Origin of the sequence: Limnospira sp. PMC 1279.21, from assembly GCF_032349615.1 — a bacterium.
Taxonomy (GTDB): domain Bacteria; phylum Cyanobacteriota; class Cyanobacteriia; order Cyanobacteriales; family Microcoleaceae; genus Limnospira; species Limnospira fusiformis.
Map to the genome: position 1 here is coordinate 45,958 of NZ_JARPLU010000005.1, position 18,122 is coordinate 64,079.

General features: G+C 45.1%; 14 protein-coding genes. 4 read left to right on the forward strand and 10 right to left on the reverse strand.

Features of this window, described 5'->3' with window-relative positions:
* Nucleotides 1–256: 256 nt before the first annotated feature.
* The 8 genes from guaA to trxB all read right to left on the reverse strand — a co-directional run bounded on the left by guaA (nt 257) and on the right by trxB (nt 12,118).
* Entirely contained in the window at nt 257–1,882 is a 1,626-nt protein-coding gene (gene guaA, locus P5683_RS01580; protein WP_006624265.1) for a glutamine-hydrolyzing GMP synthase, read from the reverse strand.
* Between the two features lie 111 nt (nt 1,883–1,993).
* A complete protein-coding gene (gene cbiD, locus P5683_RS01585; RefSeq protein WP_006624264.1) occupies nt 1,994–3,118 on the reverse strand; it encodes a cobalt-precorrin-5B (C(1))-methyltransferase CbiD in 1,125 nt (374 codons plus the stop codon).
* 50 nt (nt 3,119–3,168) lie between these two features.
* Nucleotides 3,169–4,059: a fumarylacetoacetate hydrolase family protein gene (locus P5683_RS01590; protein WP_006624263.1), complete on the reverse strand. Its 891-nt coding sequence runs from the start codon at nt 4,057–4,059 to the stop codon at nt 3,169–3,171.
* A gap of 214 nt (nt 4,060–4,273) precedes the next feature.
* A complete protein-coding gene (locus tag P5683_RS01595) occupies nt 4,274–5,911 on the reverse strand; it encodes an acetolactate synthase large subunit (protein ID WP_008052622.1) in 1,638 nt (545 codons plus the stop codon).
* Between the two features lie 161 nt (nt 5,912–6,072).
* A complete protein-coding gene (locus P5683_RS01600; protein WP_006624260.1) occupies nt 6,073–7,440 on the reverse strand; it encodes an NAD-dependent succinate-semialdehyde dehydrogenase in 1,368 nt (455 codons plus the stop codon).
* A 273-nt stretch (nt 7,441–7,713) separates the two neighbouring features.
* Complete coding sequence (rpoD, locus tag P5683_RS01605; RefSeq protein WP_315641906.1) at nt 7,714–8,880, reverse strand: RNA polymerase sigma factor RpoD; 1,167 nt, start codon at nt 8,878–8,880, stop codon at nt 7,714–7,716.
* 966 nt (nt 8,881–9,846) lie between these two features.
* Complete coding sequence (locus P5683_RS01610) at nt 9,847–10,731, reverse strand: ABC transporter permease (RefSeq protein ID WP_006668410.1); 885 nt, start codon at nt 10,729–10,731, stop codon at nt 9,847–9,849.
* A gap of 34 nt (nt 10,732–10,765) precedes the next feature.
* The gene (gene trxB, locus P5683_RS01615) at nt 10,766–12,118 is read right to left on the reverse strand and encodes a thioredoxin-disulfide reductase (RefSeq protein WP_006668409.1); all 1,353 of its coding nucleotides are present in this window, start codon (nt 12,116–12,118) and stop codon (nt 10,766–10,768) included.
* Nucleotides 12,119–12,298: 180 nt separating this feature from the next.
* Here trxB and P5683_RS01620 point away from each other — a divergent pair, with 180 nt between their 5' ends.
* The 3 genes from P5683_RS01620 (at nt 12,299) to P5683_RS01630 (ending at nt 16,607) form a co-directional block, all read left to right on the forward strand.
* Nucleotides 12,299–12,961 carry a class I SAM-dependent methyltransferase gene (locus P5683_RS01620; RefSeq protein WP_006624255.1) on the forward strand — a complete coding sequence of 221 codons (663 nt, stop codon included), beginning with the start codon at nt 12,299–12,301 and terminating at the stop codon, nt 12,959–12,961.
* 152 nt (nt 12,962–13,113) lie between these two features.
* Nucleotides 13,114–14,460, forward strand: coding sequence for a GH25 family lysozyme (locus P5683_RS01625; protein ID WP_046321495.1), 1,347 nt, complete (start codon nt 13,114–13,116; stop codon nt 14,458–14,460).
* Nucleotides 14,461–14,678: 218 nt separating this feature from the next.
* The gene (locus tag P5683_RS01630) at nt 14,679–16,607 is read left to right on the forward strand and encodes a sodium:proton antiporter (RefSeq protein ID WP_006668407.1); all 1,929 of its coding nucleotides are present in this window, start codon (nt 14,679–14,681) and stop codon (nt 16,605–16,607) included.
* Here P5683_RS01630 and P5683_RS01635 read toward each other — a convergent pair.
* Complete coding sequence (locus P5683_RS01635; protein WP_006624252.1) at nt 16,604–17,065, reverse strand: AAA family ATPase; 462 nt, start codon at nt 17,063–17,065, stop codon at nt 16,604–16,606. The genes P5683_RS01630 and P5683_RS01635 overlap by 4 nt on opposite strands.
* Entirely contained in the window at nt 17,032–17,775 is a 744-nt protein-coding gene (locus tag P5683_RS01640; protein ID WP_006624251.1) for an AAA family ATPase, read from the reverse strand. The genes P5683_RS01635 and P5683_RS01640 overlap by 34 nt, the downstream gene beginning before the upstream one ends.
* A gap of 53 nt (nt 17,776–17,828) precedes the next feature.
* Here P5683_RS01640 and P5683_RS01645 point away from each other — a divergent pair, with 53 nt between their 5' ends.
* Nucleotides 17,829–17,963 (forward strand): hypothetical protein, encoded by a 135-nt coding sequence (locus P5683_RS01645; RefSeq protein ID WP_257720169.1) that lies wholly within the window; start codon nt 17,829–17,831, stop codon nt 17,961–17,963.
* The last annotated feature ends 159 nt before the right edge of the window (nt 17,964–18,122 follow it).

Here is an 18,122-nt window from a genome sequence, read left to right on the forward strand (position 1 = left end):
TGATGATTTACCGCTGTGGGGCGGGTTTACCAAAACCCCCGTGGGAATGATGATTGACAGCAGAACCCGCCCCTACAGGATGAACAACTAATAATTATTAATTATTAATTATCCGGGTGGGGTGATGATTGACGGGAGTGGGGCGGGTTTACCAAAACCCCGGTGGGAATGATGATTTACAGCAGAACCCGCCCCTACAGGATGAACAACTAATAATTATTAATTATTAATTATTAATTATTAATTATTAATTATCCTACTCCCATTCGATGGTTCCTGGGGGTTTAGATGTGATATCGTAAACTACCCGATTGACCCCTCGCACTTCATTGACAATGCGGTTAGAAATAGTTTCGAGTAAATCGTAGGGAACCCGCGACCAGTCGGCGGTCATACCATCTTCACTAGAGACAAATCGCAACACGACGGGATAGGCGTAAGTACGCTGATCTCCCATAACTCCTACACTGCGGACGGGAAGCAATACGGCGAAGGCTTGCCAAAAATCATGATAAACGCCGGATTTGTGAATTTCATCACGGACGATAAAATCAGCATCACGGAGAATATTCAGTTTTTCGGCGGTAACTTCCCCCAGAATACGAATGGCTAAACCCGGACCGGGGAAGGGGTGGCGGCGGACGATTTCTTCGGGTAAACCTATCGATCGCCCAACTTTGCGAACTTCATCTTTAAACAGTTTACGGAGAGGTTCAACTAATTTGAACCGTAAGTCCTTGGGTAAACCGCCAACGTTGTGATGGCTTTTGATTTTCACGGCTACCCTTTCCCCAGTTTTCGGGTCAACATTGGTATCGGCTGACTCAATGACATCAGGATAAAGGGTTCCCTGGGCGAGATAGTCAAAGGGTCCGAGACGGGCTGATTCTTCTTCAAATACCTGGATAAATTCCGCCCCAATGCGTTTGCGTTTTTCTTCGGGGTCGGTCACTCCTTTGAGTTTTTCCAGAAAGCGATCGCGGGCGTTAACGTATTCAACAGAGATATGAAACCGAGCATCAAATAATTTTACCAGTTTTTCGGGTTCATATTTCCGCATAAACCCCTGGTCAATAAACATACAGGTAAGTTGATCTCCGATCGCCTGATGGAGTAAAAATGCCAGAGTTGAGGAGTCCACGCCGCCAGAAAGGGCTAATAATACCCGTTTATCTCCTACTCTAGCCCGAATCTCGCGGATAGCTTCTTCGACAAAGGTTTCTGTCGTCCAGGTCGGTTCACAGTCGCATATATGATAAACGAAATTCCTGATTAAGGCTTGACCACCAATAGAGTGAACTACTTCGGGGTGAAACTGAACTCCATAGAGTTGGCGTTCATGGTGAGCGATCGCTGCACAGCGTGTATTCTCGGTATGGGCGAGAACCTCAAACCCTTCTGGTAGTCTGGTACAGGAGTCACCATGACTCATCCACATGGTAGACCCTTGCTCTACATTAGTGAGTAAATCGGTCGGATCATCAATAGTTAGGGAAGCCTTACCATATTCGGCTAGTTTAGCGCGTTCTACCCCTCCCCCCAGTTGTTGAACCATTAACTGCATTCCATAACATACACCCAACACCGGAACCCCCAGATTCCAAATTTCTGGGTCACAATGGGGGGCTTTTTCGTCATAGACCGAACTAGGTCCACCGGATAAGATAATCCCTTTTAAGTTCAGGTCGGCTAATTTTTGGGCGCTGGTGCGATAGGAAATGACTTCGGAATAGACTTCGGTTTCCCGAATGCGACGGGCGATCAGTTCGGAGTATTGGGAACCGAAATCTAAGATGACAACCATTTCCCGATTAACTGAGGTAACCGGTTCGGCTATTGGTGTCGGTCGAGTTTGCTCTGGGGCTGAGGTTTGCACAGTCATATTTAGTTCAGGGTTGTAGATGTTAATAGAGTCATGGGGCTAGTGGGTTCTGGTAGCACCGGGAGGAGTGAAAATGCGAGAATTTTGCTGATAATTTGTTGAGAGACTATCTTAACCAGCATAACAAATTTGCTGCCAAATTGTATCACCGATCGCACTTTTGCAGATAATTTGACGTTGGCGATCAAATAACACTGACCCCACCTGGACATTTACTTCGGCGTGGGTGTGGATATAGGCGGCGGCGCGATGATCAATAGCCGAGGCGATCGAACCATATATGCGATCGACCCAATCCCCTTTTAGTTCCCGCAGGTACAATAAAGCATCTTCGGTGGTCGGAGAATGCAAAACCTTCTGTAGATCTGGGGTTGGTAATCCCATATCCGCACAGTGGGCGGTTAAAATTTCTAAGCGTCCGTCTGCGAGGTGGTGATGGGTGTGGAAAATACCCCCAGCCATTTTGATCAGCTTTCCGTGATATCCAAATAGTAAAATTGATTCAACTTCCACAAATCCTGCTGTTACTAGCATTGGTCCCAACCAGTTAGCCGTTTTGACAATTTGTTCGGGCTTAATACCTAAATGGGTGGCTAGGTCGAATCCATTTTCACCAATACAAAATACTAGGGTCTGAAAGTCGGTAGCTTTGGCTTCCAGGGTCTCCCGATACACTTCCAACTGTTCCGGGACGCTGAGGGGTTGGGATATACCTGTTGTCCCCAGCAATGATAGTCCTTGGATGACTCCAAAGGCTTCGTTAGATGTGCGTTTGGCTAGTTTTTTGCCTTCTGGTAAAATAATGGTAACTTGAATGCGATCGCCTAGTGATACCAGGGATTTCAGGTTACTTAAAATCAGGGATTTGGCATATTTATAAATCGCCGCCTGTTCCCCTTTTTCCTGGACTCCCACCCCTTCACCACCGACAATTTTAATGGGGGTTTCTAGGGAGTTAATATTACGGCCTATTATTTCTACTATTGCCCAAACTGGTGTATGGCGAGTAATATCTAAGTTATCTCCTGGGTCTGAACGAGTAATTCCTAAAGCGGCATGATCACTAATACGAGCCACCTGTTCGATCGCAATTTCCGCCGTTTCTGGTGGGTCAATTAAATCCACGTTCACCGTATTTTTATCATTAGGGGTCGGGTCTTGGAGATGCTCCAAAGCTGCGATCGCCGCCGCACAAGCAAAAACCGGGAGTGTATATCCAGAACGAGGTTTAGTCATAAGTCAAACCTAGATATGAGTAAATTATATATATCATCTTCTCCCATATTTTACCCTACCTTATTAATCAATTTACCTACCCCTGTCACTTCCACAACTACCTCATCTCCAGCAGTTAGGAAACGGGGGGGATTAAATCCCATACCTACCCCCGCCGGAGTACCTGTCGCAATAATATCTCCTGGTAATAGAGTCATTCCCGCCGACAGAGTAGATATAATTGCGGGGACATCAAAGATAACTTGATCAAACTTAGCTTGTTGTCTTTTTTCCCCATTCACCCAACAGCAAATCTCAATATTTGCCGGGGGTGGCATAATCGAACGATGCACCACTACCGGACCCATAGGCGCAAAACCATCTAGGCTTTTTCCCCGAAACCATTGGCGGTGATCTGATTGCAAATCCCTAGCCGATACATCATTTAAAGCCGTATAACCGAATACATAATCCCAGGCATTTTCCGGTAAAATATTACTGCCTTTTTTACCAATAATAATCGCCAATTCTGCCTCATAGTCTAATTTCGAGGTTAAATGGCTATAGCTAGGAATTATGTCACCGGTAGCGATCGCCGTAGTGGTAGCTTTAGTAAAAATAATCATTTGGGTGGGTAGTTTATCGTCCTGGTCAACTCTACCCAGCATTTCTTTAGCATGATCTAAATAGTTTTTACCCAAACAAAAAATATTGCGTTTAGGATGAGGAAAAGGCGCGAGAATTTGAGTATCTGTCAACGGCGCACAGGCAATTTTTGCCGCGAAAGCGATCTCGGTCAAATCCCCAACCGCCTGAAGGGCAGTTTCTCCAGCTTCTACTAATTCTAATAAAGTCTGAGTAGTTAAGGACTCATCCAAAATCTGACTAGCTTTAACTAAGTCCACAACAGTCTGAGCAACTAAAGTCCCCAATTGTCCATTTTTTAGGGTTACAAACTTCATACTTAGAATCTCACCCACTGCACATCCTACATGACCACAATTGTATCAGGCTATTGATAGCAATCCTGAATCAACCGACAAATAAGCCCTCGCCCCCAAGCCCTCTCCCAGAAAGGGAGTACCCAGCGACCAAAGGCGATCGCTGGGTCTGAGAAATGCAAATCTGAGAAAATCAGAAAGTCTCAGCGGGTTGGTGGTGAAATCAAATCAATAGTTAAATAGGACAGCACAAACCGCCAGCCCGTTGGCTAAAGCGGGCATTTTCCCGATAGTCTACGGGACAATCAATCACCACAGGAACTTCCGAAGCCAGTGCTTCTTTAAGAATAGGAACCAAATCAGTCGCCGCCTGAACCCGGTATCCTTTCAATCCCATACTTTCAGCAAACTTGACAAAATCAGGATTACCGAATTTAATAAACGAGGACGAGCCAAACTGGTCTTCTTGTTTCCATTCAATCAAACCATAGCCACCATCATTAAAAATCAGGGTGACAAAAGGTGTACCAACTCGCAGGGCGGTTTCTAATTCCTGACAGTTCATCATAAAACCGCCATCTCCAGTAACAGCCACTACTTTTAATTCAGGATTGACAAATTTAGCGGCGATCGCCCCAGGAATAGCAATTCCCATAGCCGCAAAACCATTGGAAATCAAACAAGTATTAGGGCGATCGCAGTGGTAATGTCTTGCCATCCACATTTTATGGGCCCCGACATCAGAAATCACGATATCTTCCGGTCCCATCACCTGCCGCAAATCATAGATAATTTTTTGAGGTTTAATGGGGAAACCATCATCATTAGCATAGCGTTCATAATCTTGGCGAATCTCTGAGCGCAGTTTTACCCCATAGGGGTCAGGTTTACCAGTGCGGTCAGACCGACGCAGAATCTCATGAAGAGAATCTGAAATATCCCCAACAATTTCGGCAATAGGAATATAACTGCTATCGATTTCCGCGGCATTAGCCCCCACATGAATAATCGGAATTGTGCCTTTAGGATTCCATTTTTTCGGGGAATATTCAATCAAATCATAGCCAATGGCAATCACCAAATCAGCTTTATCAAAAGCGCAACTAATGAAATCGCGCTGCTGAAGTCCTGTAGTCCACAGAGATAAAGGATGGGTATAAGGAATCGCCCCCTTACCCATAAAAGTATTAGCTACAGGAATATTTAGTTGGGTAGCAAATTCAGTCACCGCCTCACTAGCATTAGCTCTCAAAGCTCCATTACCTACTAGGATAAGGGGATTAACAGCTTTAGAGATAGCGCTGGCTGCTTCATTCATGCTTTGATAAGCACAATAAATTTTTTCGCGGCGATCGCGATTTAGCGGCTGCCCTTCCACAGCCATACTAGCAATATTTTCCGGTAAATCAATATGAACCGCACCGGGTTTTTCCGTTTGGGCTAATTTAAAAGCCTTACGGACAATTTCCGGGGTAATGCTAGGTCGGACAATTTGAGCATTCCACTTAGTTACAGGGGAAAACATTGCCACCAAATCCAGGTATTGATGGGATTCAATGTGCATTCTGTCTGTACCCACCTGACCCGTAATTGCCACCAAGGGAGCGCCATCAAGGTTAGCATCTGCGACCCCTGTCATTAGGTTAGTAGCACCAGGTCCCAAGGTAGATAAACAAACCCCTGCTTTTCCGGTCAAACGTCCGTAGACATCTGCCATAAATGCAGCACCTTGTTCATGGCGGGTGGTGATAAATTGGATAGAAGAATCTTTCAGGGATTCGAGAACTTCCATATTCTCTTCTCCCGGTAGTCCGAAGACATATTTAACCCCTTCATTTTCGAGGCATTTTACCAAAAGTTCGGCTGTATTCATTGGGCAATTTTTCAACCATACAAATAGATTAAAACAACCGGATAATTATCCGCATAATTTCCGCAGTTTTTAGGGTCAAATATAGGCGCAAAATCCCCCAGTAAAAATGTCATATATCAACAATTAACCAGGTAATTTTTACCCCTTATTTGGAGTCGGAGTTATTTAATCCAGACCGTTTTCACATTGACAAACTCATGAATGCCTTGGATGCTTAACTCTCGTCCGTAGCCAGAGCGTTTAATGCCACCAAAGGGCAAGCGCGGATCGGATTTGACCAAACCGTTAATAAACACGGCTCCGGCTTCTAGTTCTAAAGTTAAACGATCCTGTTCGGCAGTGTCTGTAGTCCATGCACTTGCACCCAGACCAAAAGATGTGCTATTCGCTAATGCGATCGCCTCATCTAGGCTTTTCACCCTAAATAAGAGCGCCACAGGTCCAAAAAATTCCTCCTGATCAGCAGGTGTTCCGGGGGGGATGGAAGCTAAAATAGTAGGCGCATAGAAGTTTCCCGGACGCTCAGAGAGTCGATGACCGCCAGTGAGCGCGATCGCTCCTGCTGCTAGGCAAGTTTGCACTTGTTCGTCAATATCCTTGAGAATTCCCGGCGTAGCCAGGGGACCTACTTCTGTATCTGGGAGCATTGGGTCTCCCACTTTCAACGCCTTAAATTTGGCGACCAGTTTTTTTTCAAATTCTCCGGCGATGCGATCGGCAAGAATAAACCGCTTGGCCGCAATACAAGACTGACCGTTATTCAGCATTCTAGCTGTCACCGCCGTTTGTACTGCTGCTTCTAGATCGGCACTTTCTAGCACAATAAATGGATCGCTGCCTCCTAATTCTAGCACTGTTTTTTTGAGATTTTTACCAGCTTCCGAAGCTAAACTAGCTCCAGCCGGTTCACTTCCTGTCAGGGTGGCCGCTTTAACGCGCGGGTCAGCCACAATTTGAGCTACTTTGTCTGCTCCCACTAGGAGGGTTTGGAAAACTCCAGGGGGAAACCCAGCCGCTTTGAAGATTTCGGCAATAGCTAAAGCACATTGAGGCACGTTAGAGGCGTGTTTGAGCAACCCCACATTTCCCGCCATTAAAGCCGGAGCCGCAAAGCGGAACACCTGCCAAAATGGGAAATTCCAAGGCATGACCGCTAAAATGGCTCCTAGGGGTTGATAGCGCACGAAACTCCGAGTCGCATCACTGGCAGCCGGAACATCAGCCAGAAACTGAGGCGCGTTTTCCCCATAAAACCGACAAACCAAGGCGCTTTTTTTCGCTTCGGCGATCGCATCTTTGATAGGTTTTCCCATCTCCAATGTCATGATTTGAGCAAATCTCTGTGCATCTCGCTCCAAAATCTCCGCCGCTCGGTTCATCCATTCAGCTTTTTTGTCAAAAGGCAGATAGCGGTAACGGGTAAAGGCTTGCTCTGCTGATTCCAGACAGGCTTCTATCTCCGAGTCAGTCAGGGATTCAAAGGTTTTGACCACTTCTCCCGTGGCTGGGTTGATGGTGGCGATTCCCATAACAAATTGATGTTTTTCATAAAATTAAATGTTTACATCTAATCATCCTACCTCTGAAAAACCATCTATTATCAATTAATTTCCCCTTCAGCCAACTGTTTACACAAATCTATAACTTTATTTAAATAACTTAAAATTTATGAGAAAACATCCGGCTCTAATTCCCGACAAATTTAATTTTTCTTCATCTTACTTACAAAACTAAAAGAACACCCAGAAAGCTGTTCTCTGGGTGATATAAGACCAAATTATGGTTCAGGCTGTAGGTATCCCCTAGCGAATATACTCTTTGAGAATACTATTGCGGTTGGGGTGACGTAACTTTCGTAAAGCCTTAGCTTCTATCTGGCGAATGCGCTCCCGAGTCACGTTGAATATCTGCCCTATTTCTTCTAGGGTTTTCATCCGTCCGTCATCGAGTCCATAGCGTAGTCGCAAAACATCTCGTTCCCTGGGGCTGAGAGTATCTAATACACTTTCGAGGTCTTCCCGTAGCAAATTCTTAGAAACCTGATCTTCTGGGGTTTCTCCATCAGACTCAATAAAGTCTCCCAAGCGAGAATCTTCTTCTTTACCAATGGGAGTTTCCAGAGAAATAGGTAGTTGAGCGGATTTCGCAATAAATCTTAACTTCTCGATGGTCATTTCCATCCGGGTAGCGATTTCTTCCTCCGTCGGTTTACGACCCATTTCCTGAGATAGGAGTTTAGTAGTCTTTTTGATCCGAGAGATAGTTTCATACAGGTGAACTGGAAGTCTTATCGTCCGAGACTGATCAGCGATCGCCCGAGTAATAGCCTGACGAATCCACCAAGTCGCATAGGTACTGAACTTATAGCCTTTCTCGTGATCGAATTTTTCCGCCGCCCGGATTAACCCTAGGCTTCCCTCTTGAATTAAGTCTTGAAACGACAAACCCCGATTCATGTACTTTTTAGCAATGGAAACCACCAACCTCAAGTTAGACTGAACCATTTTATCCTTAGCTCGTCTGCCCAGAAATAGGCGACGGCGGAATTCTGGTAGCCTCATATCAACCGCATTTGCCCATTCCTTTTCGTTAGGTTCGCGATGATAATGCTCTATTAGCTTTTCTCGTATTCGCTCCAACTCCAGCAAATCGGCAATTTTACGAGCCAGTTCAATTTCCTCATCGGCTCGCAGTAAGCGAATCCGACCAATTTCCTGAAGATACAGTCGAATCGAATCCTCTGTATAGTGCTTTTTTTTAGTCTGGGCACGTCGCCGAGATTTCCCGGCTTTCCCAGCTTTAGCTAGTTCTGTGTCAGATTCAGACTCCTCTAATTCTTCTTGTTGGAGAGATTCTCCGTTTTCAAACAAATGTTCAACTAAATCTGGATCAGATTTCCGGTCAGATAATTCAATTGTTTCCATTTCAGGCTCAATGGTGGTTGCGAGTCCGTCTTTTATTTGGATCATGCCGCGTTCCTCATGCTCCTCAATTCAAGAATCCATCACGAGAGACAGAATATATCTGTCTTATGACAGTTTAGCCAATTACCCACTGGGTCTGACTGTAACATCGGCTTGATCATCATAAACTATTGATGATTTAATTCCGACACCGCCAATCAGCTACGGGTGACAAAAGTTGCTCAAACCATATAGATAAAATATCTCAGGTTTCATTGACCAGGGTCGGCCCTGACCGGGTGAACTACAACAGCCAACTCAGTCCCATTAGCAACAGCATTGGAGACCAAGGGAGTTTGACTACTACTGCCATCGATTCATTCTGGCTTACCCTACCCCTAGCGTGTCAAGGAACACAATAAGTATGGTAGGTACAATTCATTAAGTGATTTATGAATCGCTTTCCCAATCTATGTTAGCCCATATAAGAGACTATGGGGGTTAGGTTAATTGAGCAATCCTATTTTAATTTTCATCCCAAACCTCGCGGAGAAACTTCGAGGAGTTTAATTCAGAATTGAAATACATATCTGGTCAGCACCATCTCGGTGATTCCATAGCTGGCGCTACTTCAGGTCTCAATCCCTTGGTCTGTCCTCAATAGAGAATTTTCAAGACTGGGTATTCTCAAACCGGCCAACTGGGTTGTCGAATACAGGATATCCTCAGTTTTCCCGCTTTCACAGGACTAATGCCAACTTGCATCATATAGAGGCTAAGTTGCTGGGTTTGGTCTTGAGCCAAGGGATCTGCTCAAAAAACTGAAACCAGACGAATCGGAGAACTCCAGTTCAATAAAGACTTCCACGGTAAACGTGATCATTGAGTTCTCAGATTGCGTCAGCCTTTTCTGTTAAGGTAGCTCAAATTTGAAAAAATGGAATCCCATAAAATGTTAAATCACATTAAGTTTTTGCTGTCATCTCTTAATATTTGGTGGTCAATTGTTGATTTATTAATCATTTTCTGGGTTTAACTTTGATTTCGGGTCTTAGGATTTATCCACTCACTAATTCCCTCTCCTAACAAAGATAGCCCCACTACCATGATGGTAAGGGCTAATCCGGGAAACAATGTACTCCACCAAATCCCAGTGGGAAGCGCTTCTAAGGCTAGGCGTAAATCATGGCCCCATTCAGGAGTTTCTGGTGGTAGCCCTAAGCCTAAAAATCCTAATCCTCCTAAAATCAGGATCGCATCGGCTGCATTCAGAGTTAACAAAACCGGGACACTCTGAATTACATTTAAGAACAGGTAGCGAGAAAGCACTGTCCAAGTATCAGCCCCCATGGCTTGGGCGGCTTCGACAAATAATTCGGTTTTGACGCTGGTGGTATGGTTACGAACTACCCGATAATACTGGGGGATATAGGCAATACTAAGGGCTAAGGCTGCATTAAACACCCCACGACCAACGACAAAGGCTAAGGTAATGGATAGCAGCAGTCCCGGTAAGGTGTAGATGGTATCCATCAAAAACAACAAGCAACGATCTATTTTCCCGCCCTGATAGCCACTCAGAAGCCCCAGAGGAACGCCGATACATAAACTTAATACTGTTGCTAACAGTACCACCTTCCAGGCTGCTTGAGTGCCGAATAGGGTACGAGAAAAGATATCATACCCCTGGCGATTGGTTCCAAACCAGTGCTTGAGTCCGGGGGGTTGATGAATGGGGTTGGCGAGAAATTCGGTGGGACTCTGTATCCATCCCCAACTTTCTAATACTGGGGAGAAAATAGCGATCGCCACAAAAACAGTTGTGATCACAAAACCAATTGTCATCATCCAACTGGAAACACTAGGGGAACCCGCGCGGGTCCAAAATCGAGCCAATCGAGATTTAGTGGAAGTCATTGTTCAGTTAACAGCTAACATACCGAAAGGATAACTATAAATTACTTTGAATGACATCTCGATACTGACTTTTTTGTTTAACCCCCTTCATTTCTCTGACTAACTCCTTATGTTTAAAAAACTGAATAGTTGGAGTTCCCATCACTCCGGCATTTTGTGCAATTTCCGGGTCCTGTTCTATATCAATTTCGACAAAGTGGATTTCACCATCAAACTCATCGACCAATTTATTTAAAATCGGTTTGAGGCTGTGACAGGGGCCGCAGGTGGGGGATACATATTTAACCATAATTAGGCGATCGCTCTCATGGTAGAGTTTCCGCAGGGCATAACTTCCTTTATGCTTAGTTTTATTGATATCGTAAGTTTCCTCAGTGTCTGCGGCCTCAGTTTCTGGGTGAGTGGCTGTTGTCTCTGATGATGATTGAGTTTGTGCAAATTCCCGAGCCAAATTATGAGAGGATAACCATCGTTCTGCCAACATCGCCCCCATGCAGCCACTACCCGCCGCTGTCACCGCTTGACGAAATTCATGATCTTGAACATCTCCAACGGCATAAACACCCTCAACGCTGGTTTCTACGCCATTATTTTTAGTGACAATATAACCGACAGCATCCAGTTCTAACTGTCCCTCAAAAATATCAGTGTTGGGAGTATGACCAATGGCATAAAATAAACCATTAACCCGCAATTCACTTTCCTGGTTGGTGCGATTATTTTTGACGACAATTCCCCCAAGTTTACCATTGCCAAATACTTTAAATGCCTGGGTATTCCAATGAACGGTTATTTGGGGGTTTTGTAAAACCCGCTGCTGCATAGCTTTACTAGCACGCAACTCATCTCGACGCACCAAAAGATGTACATGACTGCCATATTTAGTTAAATAAACCGCTTCCTCTGCGGCTGAGTCGCCGCCACCGATAACGGCTAATTCCACTCCTTTAAATAGGGGACTAGCGCCATCACAAATAGCACAGGCGGAAATGCCATTACTCCAGAAAATTTCTTCCCCTGGTAGGTTTAGGCGTTTAGCAGTAGCTCCCGTAGCAATAATAATACTATGGGTAGAGATTTCCCGCTCTGGGGAAGTGAGGGTAAAGGGTCTTTGACTGAGATCCACTTTAATCACGTCTTCGGTAATTAATTCAGCCCCCCAGCGCGCGGCTTGTGCTTTCATGCGATCCATTAATTGCGGTCCGGTGATACCATCAGGAAAACCGGGGAAGTTTTCTACTTCTGTGGTGGTCATTAATTGTCCACCGGGAACCCCACCCTTATGATATCCTTCAAATACAATGGGTTTGAGGTTAGCGCGTCCTGCATAGATAGCGGCAGTGTATCCAGCGGGACCAGAACCGATAATCACTAAATTTTCAACCATTTTCAATATGGTAGGGGGAAATTATACAATCTTTCATTATAAACCATCAGGACTTTGTTTAAGGCAAGTTTCCTAAAATCATCCGAGGAGGGTTCAGGACTTGACAATCAATAATTCATCAATAATAATTTAAGGTTAATAAATGATTTTTTGTCAAAGTTTATGGGTAAAGGAATCTAAATGAAACGAGTGTTAGAACCGGAAGTAATGGATAGTTGGTCGGAGGCTGTAGAGTATGACTCTATGGACTTTGTAGAGGTGAATAGAGCTTTTGCGGAACAGGCGATCGCCGTTTTACCCAAATCAAAAGGGATGGTATTAGATGCGGGAACGGGAACAGCACGCATCCCGATTTTGATAGCCCAACACAAGCCAGGATGGCAAATTATCGGGATTGACTTATCCGAAAATATGCTGAAAATAGGGGAGAGTAATATCAAGGCTGCGGCAGTGAGTAATCAAGTGGAATTAGCCTTAGTGGATGCCAAAAAGTTGCCATATATTGACGGTCAGTTTGATTTAGTAATTTCCAATAGTATAGTGCATCATCTAGGGGACCCTTTACCTTTTTTGTGTGAGGTAAAACGAGTATTAAAACCGGGGGGAGGGATTTTCCTGCGGGACTTACAGCGACCGCAAAATGAAGCCGATCGCGATCGCCTAGTAGAGGAATATGCAGGGGACTGTAACCAGCATCAAAAACAACTATTCCGAGATTCCCTACAGGCGGCATTTACCTTAGAAGAAGTGCAGGAGATGGTAAACCAAGCTGGATTAGGGGATATTAAAGTTTATACATCAAGCGATCGCCACTGGACGGCGGAAAAAATAGCGATCGGCTAACATAACTGTTAATCAACGGAACTCAGAAGTATGATAGTCAAAGTGCGAAACTGGAGTCAATGGCTAAATTTACTGGCCCGATAGCGATTTGATGAGCTGATCCGAATTTTCGCCAATACCCGATCAAAATATTATTGTTAAATGTCAAACCCATGAGTATACGCGGTATAGATGTTTCAGACTACCAACCCAACGTTGACTGGAAAGCAGTGGCTAATTCCGGTATGGAGTTTGCTGTAATTAAATCAACGGAGGGAGCCACCTTTGTGGCGGATGTTTTTGCTCCCTATTGGAAAGCAACCAAAGCCAACGGCTTAATTAGGGGAGCATATCACTTTTTTAGGCCGGCCAGCAATATTCAAGGACAAATCGATAACTTCCTGAGAACTGTTCCCCTGGAACCGGGAGATTTACCCCCGGTGTTAGATATTGAAACCACGGACGGGCTAGATTCCAAAACAATATGCGATCGCGCTGCTGTGTGGCTAGAAGCGATCGAAGCAGCCACCGGATATCAACCGATAATTTACACCTATCCAGGATTTTGGCAACAACTGAACACCGATCGCTTTTCGGAATATCCCCTATGGATCGCCCACTATACCCAAGCCGAAAAACCAGCCATACCAGGAAAATGGAAAACCTGGGTATTTTGGCAATATACAGATCGCGGTCAAGTTGATGGTATCCGAGGCGGGGTAGATATAAACATCTTTGAGAGTATCCGCAGAGGGGAACGGGGACCGAAAGTAGAATTGATGCAGACAATGCTGAAAAAACGCGGCTTTGAACCCGGAGTAATTGACGGCATTTTTGGCGCGGGAACCGAAAGGGCTGTCATCAGTTTTCAGGATAACAAAGGCATTAAAGAAAAAAATGGGGTAGCTGGCTTAAAAACCTGGACTGCATTAATGGGTCAAGTGGAAAACTTCGTCCCACCAAGGGTAGAAGCCGAACCGACACCAGAACCGACACCCGCACCCGCACCGGAACCCGCACCGGAACCCGCACCGGAACCCGCACCCGCACCCGCACCCGCACCCGCACCCGCACCCGCACCGACACCAACCTTAGAACTAATTGATATCTGTAGGATCTATCGTGGTTCTGCGACGGAAGATAAAGCCTTAGTCTGGTTACAGGAGAGAATCCCATCGGAGACCTTATTAGAGTTTGCGCGTTTGTGGAGAAATCAGGCTATTCCCCAAACCCAGTCGATTAGAATTATAGATGTGTGCCGTTATTATCGGGATCTGCCGAACCAAAATCAAGCTCTGCGGTGGTTACAGCGGGAAATTCCAGCGACTATCTTGCTGGAATTTGAACAGAAATGGAACGCCACCCCGGAAGTAGTGGTTGATATTCGGTTACTCGATGTCTGTCAATTCTACAAGGGGACTGCTACCCAAAAAGAGGCGATCGAATGGCTACAAACGCAAATTCCCGCCCCTACCATGGTAGAGTTTGCCAGATTATGGCGTAGACCCAGTTCTCGATAAACTGCTATATAGGGGGTAAGGCGATCGCCAAATCTAGGATAGGTTAAGATTAACCTCACTGTTCCCAGTTCCCACTATCTACCCCAAGTAGTTACCCCGCCAGAAGTTCAACAATAATCAATTTTTGATTTGTTGGAGCAGATGGAATCCTCCTCTGTTTCATGGCGGGTCTGATATCAAGTTAAGAAAGATATTTTGAGCGTGCGACAGTAACCCTTATGGACACATCCTTTGAGATCACCATGCTGATGGTCATAACCATCATTAGTGGTATCGGTGCTCAAGTTTTAGCGGACTACCTGAAAGTTCCTGCCATTGTCTTTCTACTGATATTCGGTATCCTAGTAGGCAATGATATTTTAGGGCTAGTCCATCCCAACTTACTCGGCGATGGCTTAGAAGTCATTGTCTCCCTTTCGGTAGCCCTAATTCTGTTTGAAGGGGGATTAAGTCTAGAACTGAGAGCTTTAGGGGCTGTTTCGGGAAGTATCCGTAACTTAGTAACAGCCGGAACATTGATCACCTTGGTCGGTGGTGGTATGGCTGCTCATTGGCTAGGGGAATTTCCCTGGCCGATCGCCTTTCTGTATGCGTCCTTAGTCGTTGTGACCGGACCTACTGTAGTTGGTCCCCTACTCAAACAGGTTTCTGTGGATCGACCCGTAGCCGCGATTTTGGAAGGGGAAGGAGTGCTAATCGATCCCATTGGTGCTATTCTCGCCGTCTTAGTGCTTAATGTAGTTCTCAGTGGTAGTGCTGACCCCGTGGAGTTGTTCCGGGAATTAATCACTCGTCTAGGAATTGGTGCCACTATCGGGGTCGTCGGTGGTGCATTAATGGGGTGGAGTCTCAAACAAGCTAAGTTTATGTCTGAGGATCTCACCAGTTTAGTCGTCTTAGCTGCTCTGTGGGGACTCTATGATGCTGCTGAATTGGTCAGTAGTGAATCGGGGCTAATGACTGCAGTTGTCGCCGGTATGGTGGTGCGTTCTGTCGGGGTTCCAGAAATGCGTCAACTGCGCCGCTTTAAGGGACAACTGACCATGTTATGTGTGTCCGTGCTGTTTATTCTGTTAGCCGCGGATCTGTCTTTAGAAAGTATTGTCGCCTTGGGGTGGGGGAGTGTGTTAACTGTACTCGCTCTGATGTTTATTGTCCGTCCCATTAACGTTTTGATTTGTACCCTATCGAGTAAACTTAACTGGCGACAAAAGTTTTTTATTGCTTGGATAGGACCTAGGGGAATTGTATCAGCCTCTGTGTCTTCCCTATTTGCGATTCTGTTGACTCAACGGGGAATGAATGGGGGAGACTCCATTAAGGCTTTGGTTTTCCTGACGATTATTATGACTGTTGTCACCCAAGGACTAACGGCTAAATATGTGGCTCAACTATTAAGAGTTACATCATCTACAGCTACCGGAGCCGTAATTGTCGGTTCAAATCCTATCAGCCGCCTGATTGGACAAATGTTCCAAGAACGCAATGAGTCCGTGGTGATTATTGATACTGACCCAGAGGCTTGCGAACAGGCTAAGGATGAAGGGTTGCGTGTTTATCAGAGTAGCGCCCTTGATCCTAATGTCTTGGAAGAGGCGGGACTTGAGTCTATGGGGACTTTCCTGGCTATGACTAGCAATGGTGAGGTGAATCTAGTTTTAGCACAACGGGCGGCGGAAGAGTTCCAGCCTCCCCGTGTGTTGGCGATTTTTCCCCAAGAACCCCAAAAGAAAACGGCTAACAGTAATGGTAAAGAGAAGGTACAACAGGCTTTTATTCCAGAGTTTCCCCTTAAACAGTGGAGTCAATATGTCCAAGACCGTGAGGTGAAGTTGGGGGAAACTTTGCTGAGACAACCGGGACTGGAGTTTCAGCGATCGCATTTACAAGCGATGATTCGGTCAGGGGAGTTTCTCCCTCTATTACTGTTGCGTCAAGAACAGCTAATGGTAGTCCCAGTGGCGGAAACTTGGCAAGCAGGCGATCGTATTATTTACTTACTCCATGACCCTAAACCTAAACTACTTAAACGTTTATCCGGTTCTCAACAAACCGATCTCACCCTCGATAAGCATCCTGTCGTCGAGGAAGTTCCGATTCCATCTCCTCACCTCGAAACTATTTCCGCTAAAGAACCTAGTAACTAGCTAGTCAACCAGCCTTCACGCCACAGATACCCAGGTAAGTCTCCGGCGTTGACGAGATTAATCAGGCTTTTATCTTGGCTGGCTTTTGAGATTTTGGTGATTCCTTGTTCTTTGGTGAGCCAGAAAATACTGTCCAGGGGAACAGCATTGAGAAAGTCTGGAGAGTGGGTAGATACAAAGACCTGTCCGCCTCTAGCAGCATAGCTGGCAAATTCTTCAGCCAGTTCATATAAAAGACTCGGATAGAGTTGATTTTCTGGTTCTTCGACACAGAGTAAAGGGTGAGGTTTAGGGTCAAACAGGAGGATTAGATAAGCAAACATTTTCATGGTTCCATCGGAAACATAGCGATCGATAAAAGGATCTTTAAAGGCTTGGTCTTGAAATTTAAGGATTAATCTACCATCTGGCGTTTCTTGAGCTTCTACCTTAGAAATTCCTGGGACTCTTTGCTGCATTCTCTGGATAATTTCGTCAAATATTTCCGGGTGTTCTTGATAGATATATTGGGCAACGACTGCCATATTATCGCCTGTGGGGGAGAGGTGTTCGGCATAGCATCCTTGCTGCCTCTGGCTTCGCTAATATGAAAATCGGAAACGTGCCAGTTTTCGATAAGTGAACGGAAGGCACTGGCGGCTTTGAATCTTTGAAATTGTCCTAATCCTTTAATGGCTAAAATATCGCTGGATTCAAGTTTTTGTTCTTCCCGTTTTAGGTGTTCATCAGGTTGGCTAAAGTCTTCTTCGTTGATAATAGCATATCCCTGACCTTTTTGAAATTCCAGAAAGTGAAATGGTTTACCATGTTCACCACGTTTATAGCGGAGAATTTCTCGATAGATGATGGGTCTTCTTTTCTCTTGACCGACAATCAAAATATAGGTAACCAGGCGTTCTGTGTTGGATATTTCCATGCGGAATTTTAATTCTATTTCAATATTTTCGTGGCTTTTTCCTCTGGTAACTACTTCGTTAAATCCGCCTCTAACTTGCAGGGCTTGCCGAATATTATTTTGGAGAGCATCACGCAGAAAGCCAAAGATATCGAAGAGGGTTGATTTGCCGGTGCAGTTGGCTCCAATGATGACGCAGAAGGGGGGAATATCTTTAATTTCTAAGGATTCAAAGGCGCGATAGTTTTTAATTCGGAGAGCTACTATTTTCATAAAAAAGGGGGCATATTAATTATCGATTTGGGGAGGGATGAGCTGATGGCTGAATGGGAATAATTGTTAATTTAATTTATTTCGGCTCAGGGCGATCGCTATTACTACATTACTATCGACAGATTTCTAATGCTCAGTGGAAGGGACTCGTGGAATCTCAGGGATTTGTGCCATCTAATCACCAGTAGACGAATATTATACCAGGAACTCAGGCCATGATACAGCCATCTATTTTAAGTAGGTTGGGTGTAACGCAGTGGAACCCAACATCAGGGGGTTTTGCTGTGACTGTAGTGGAACCCAACATCAGGGGGTTTTGCTGTGACTGTAGTGGAACCCAACATCAG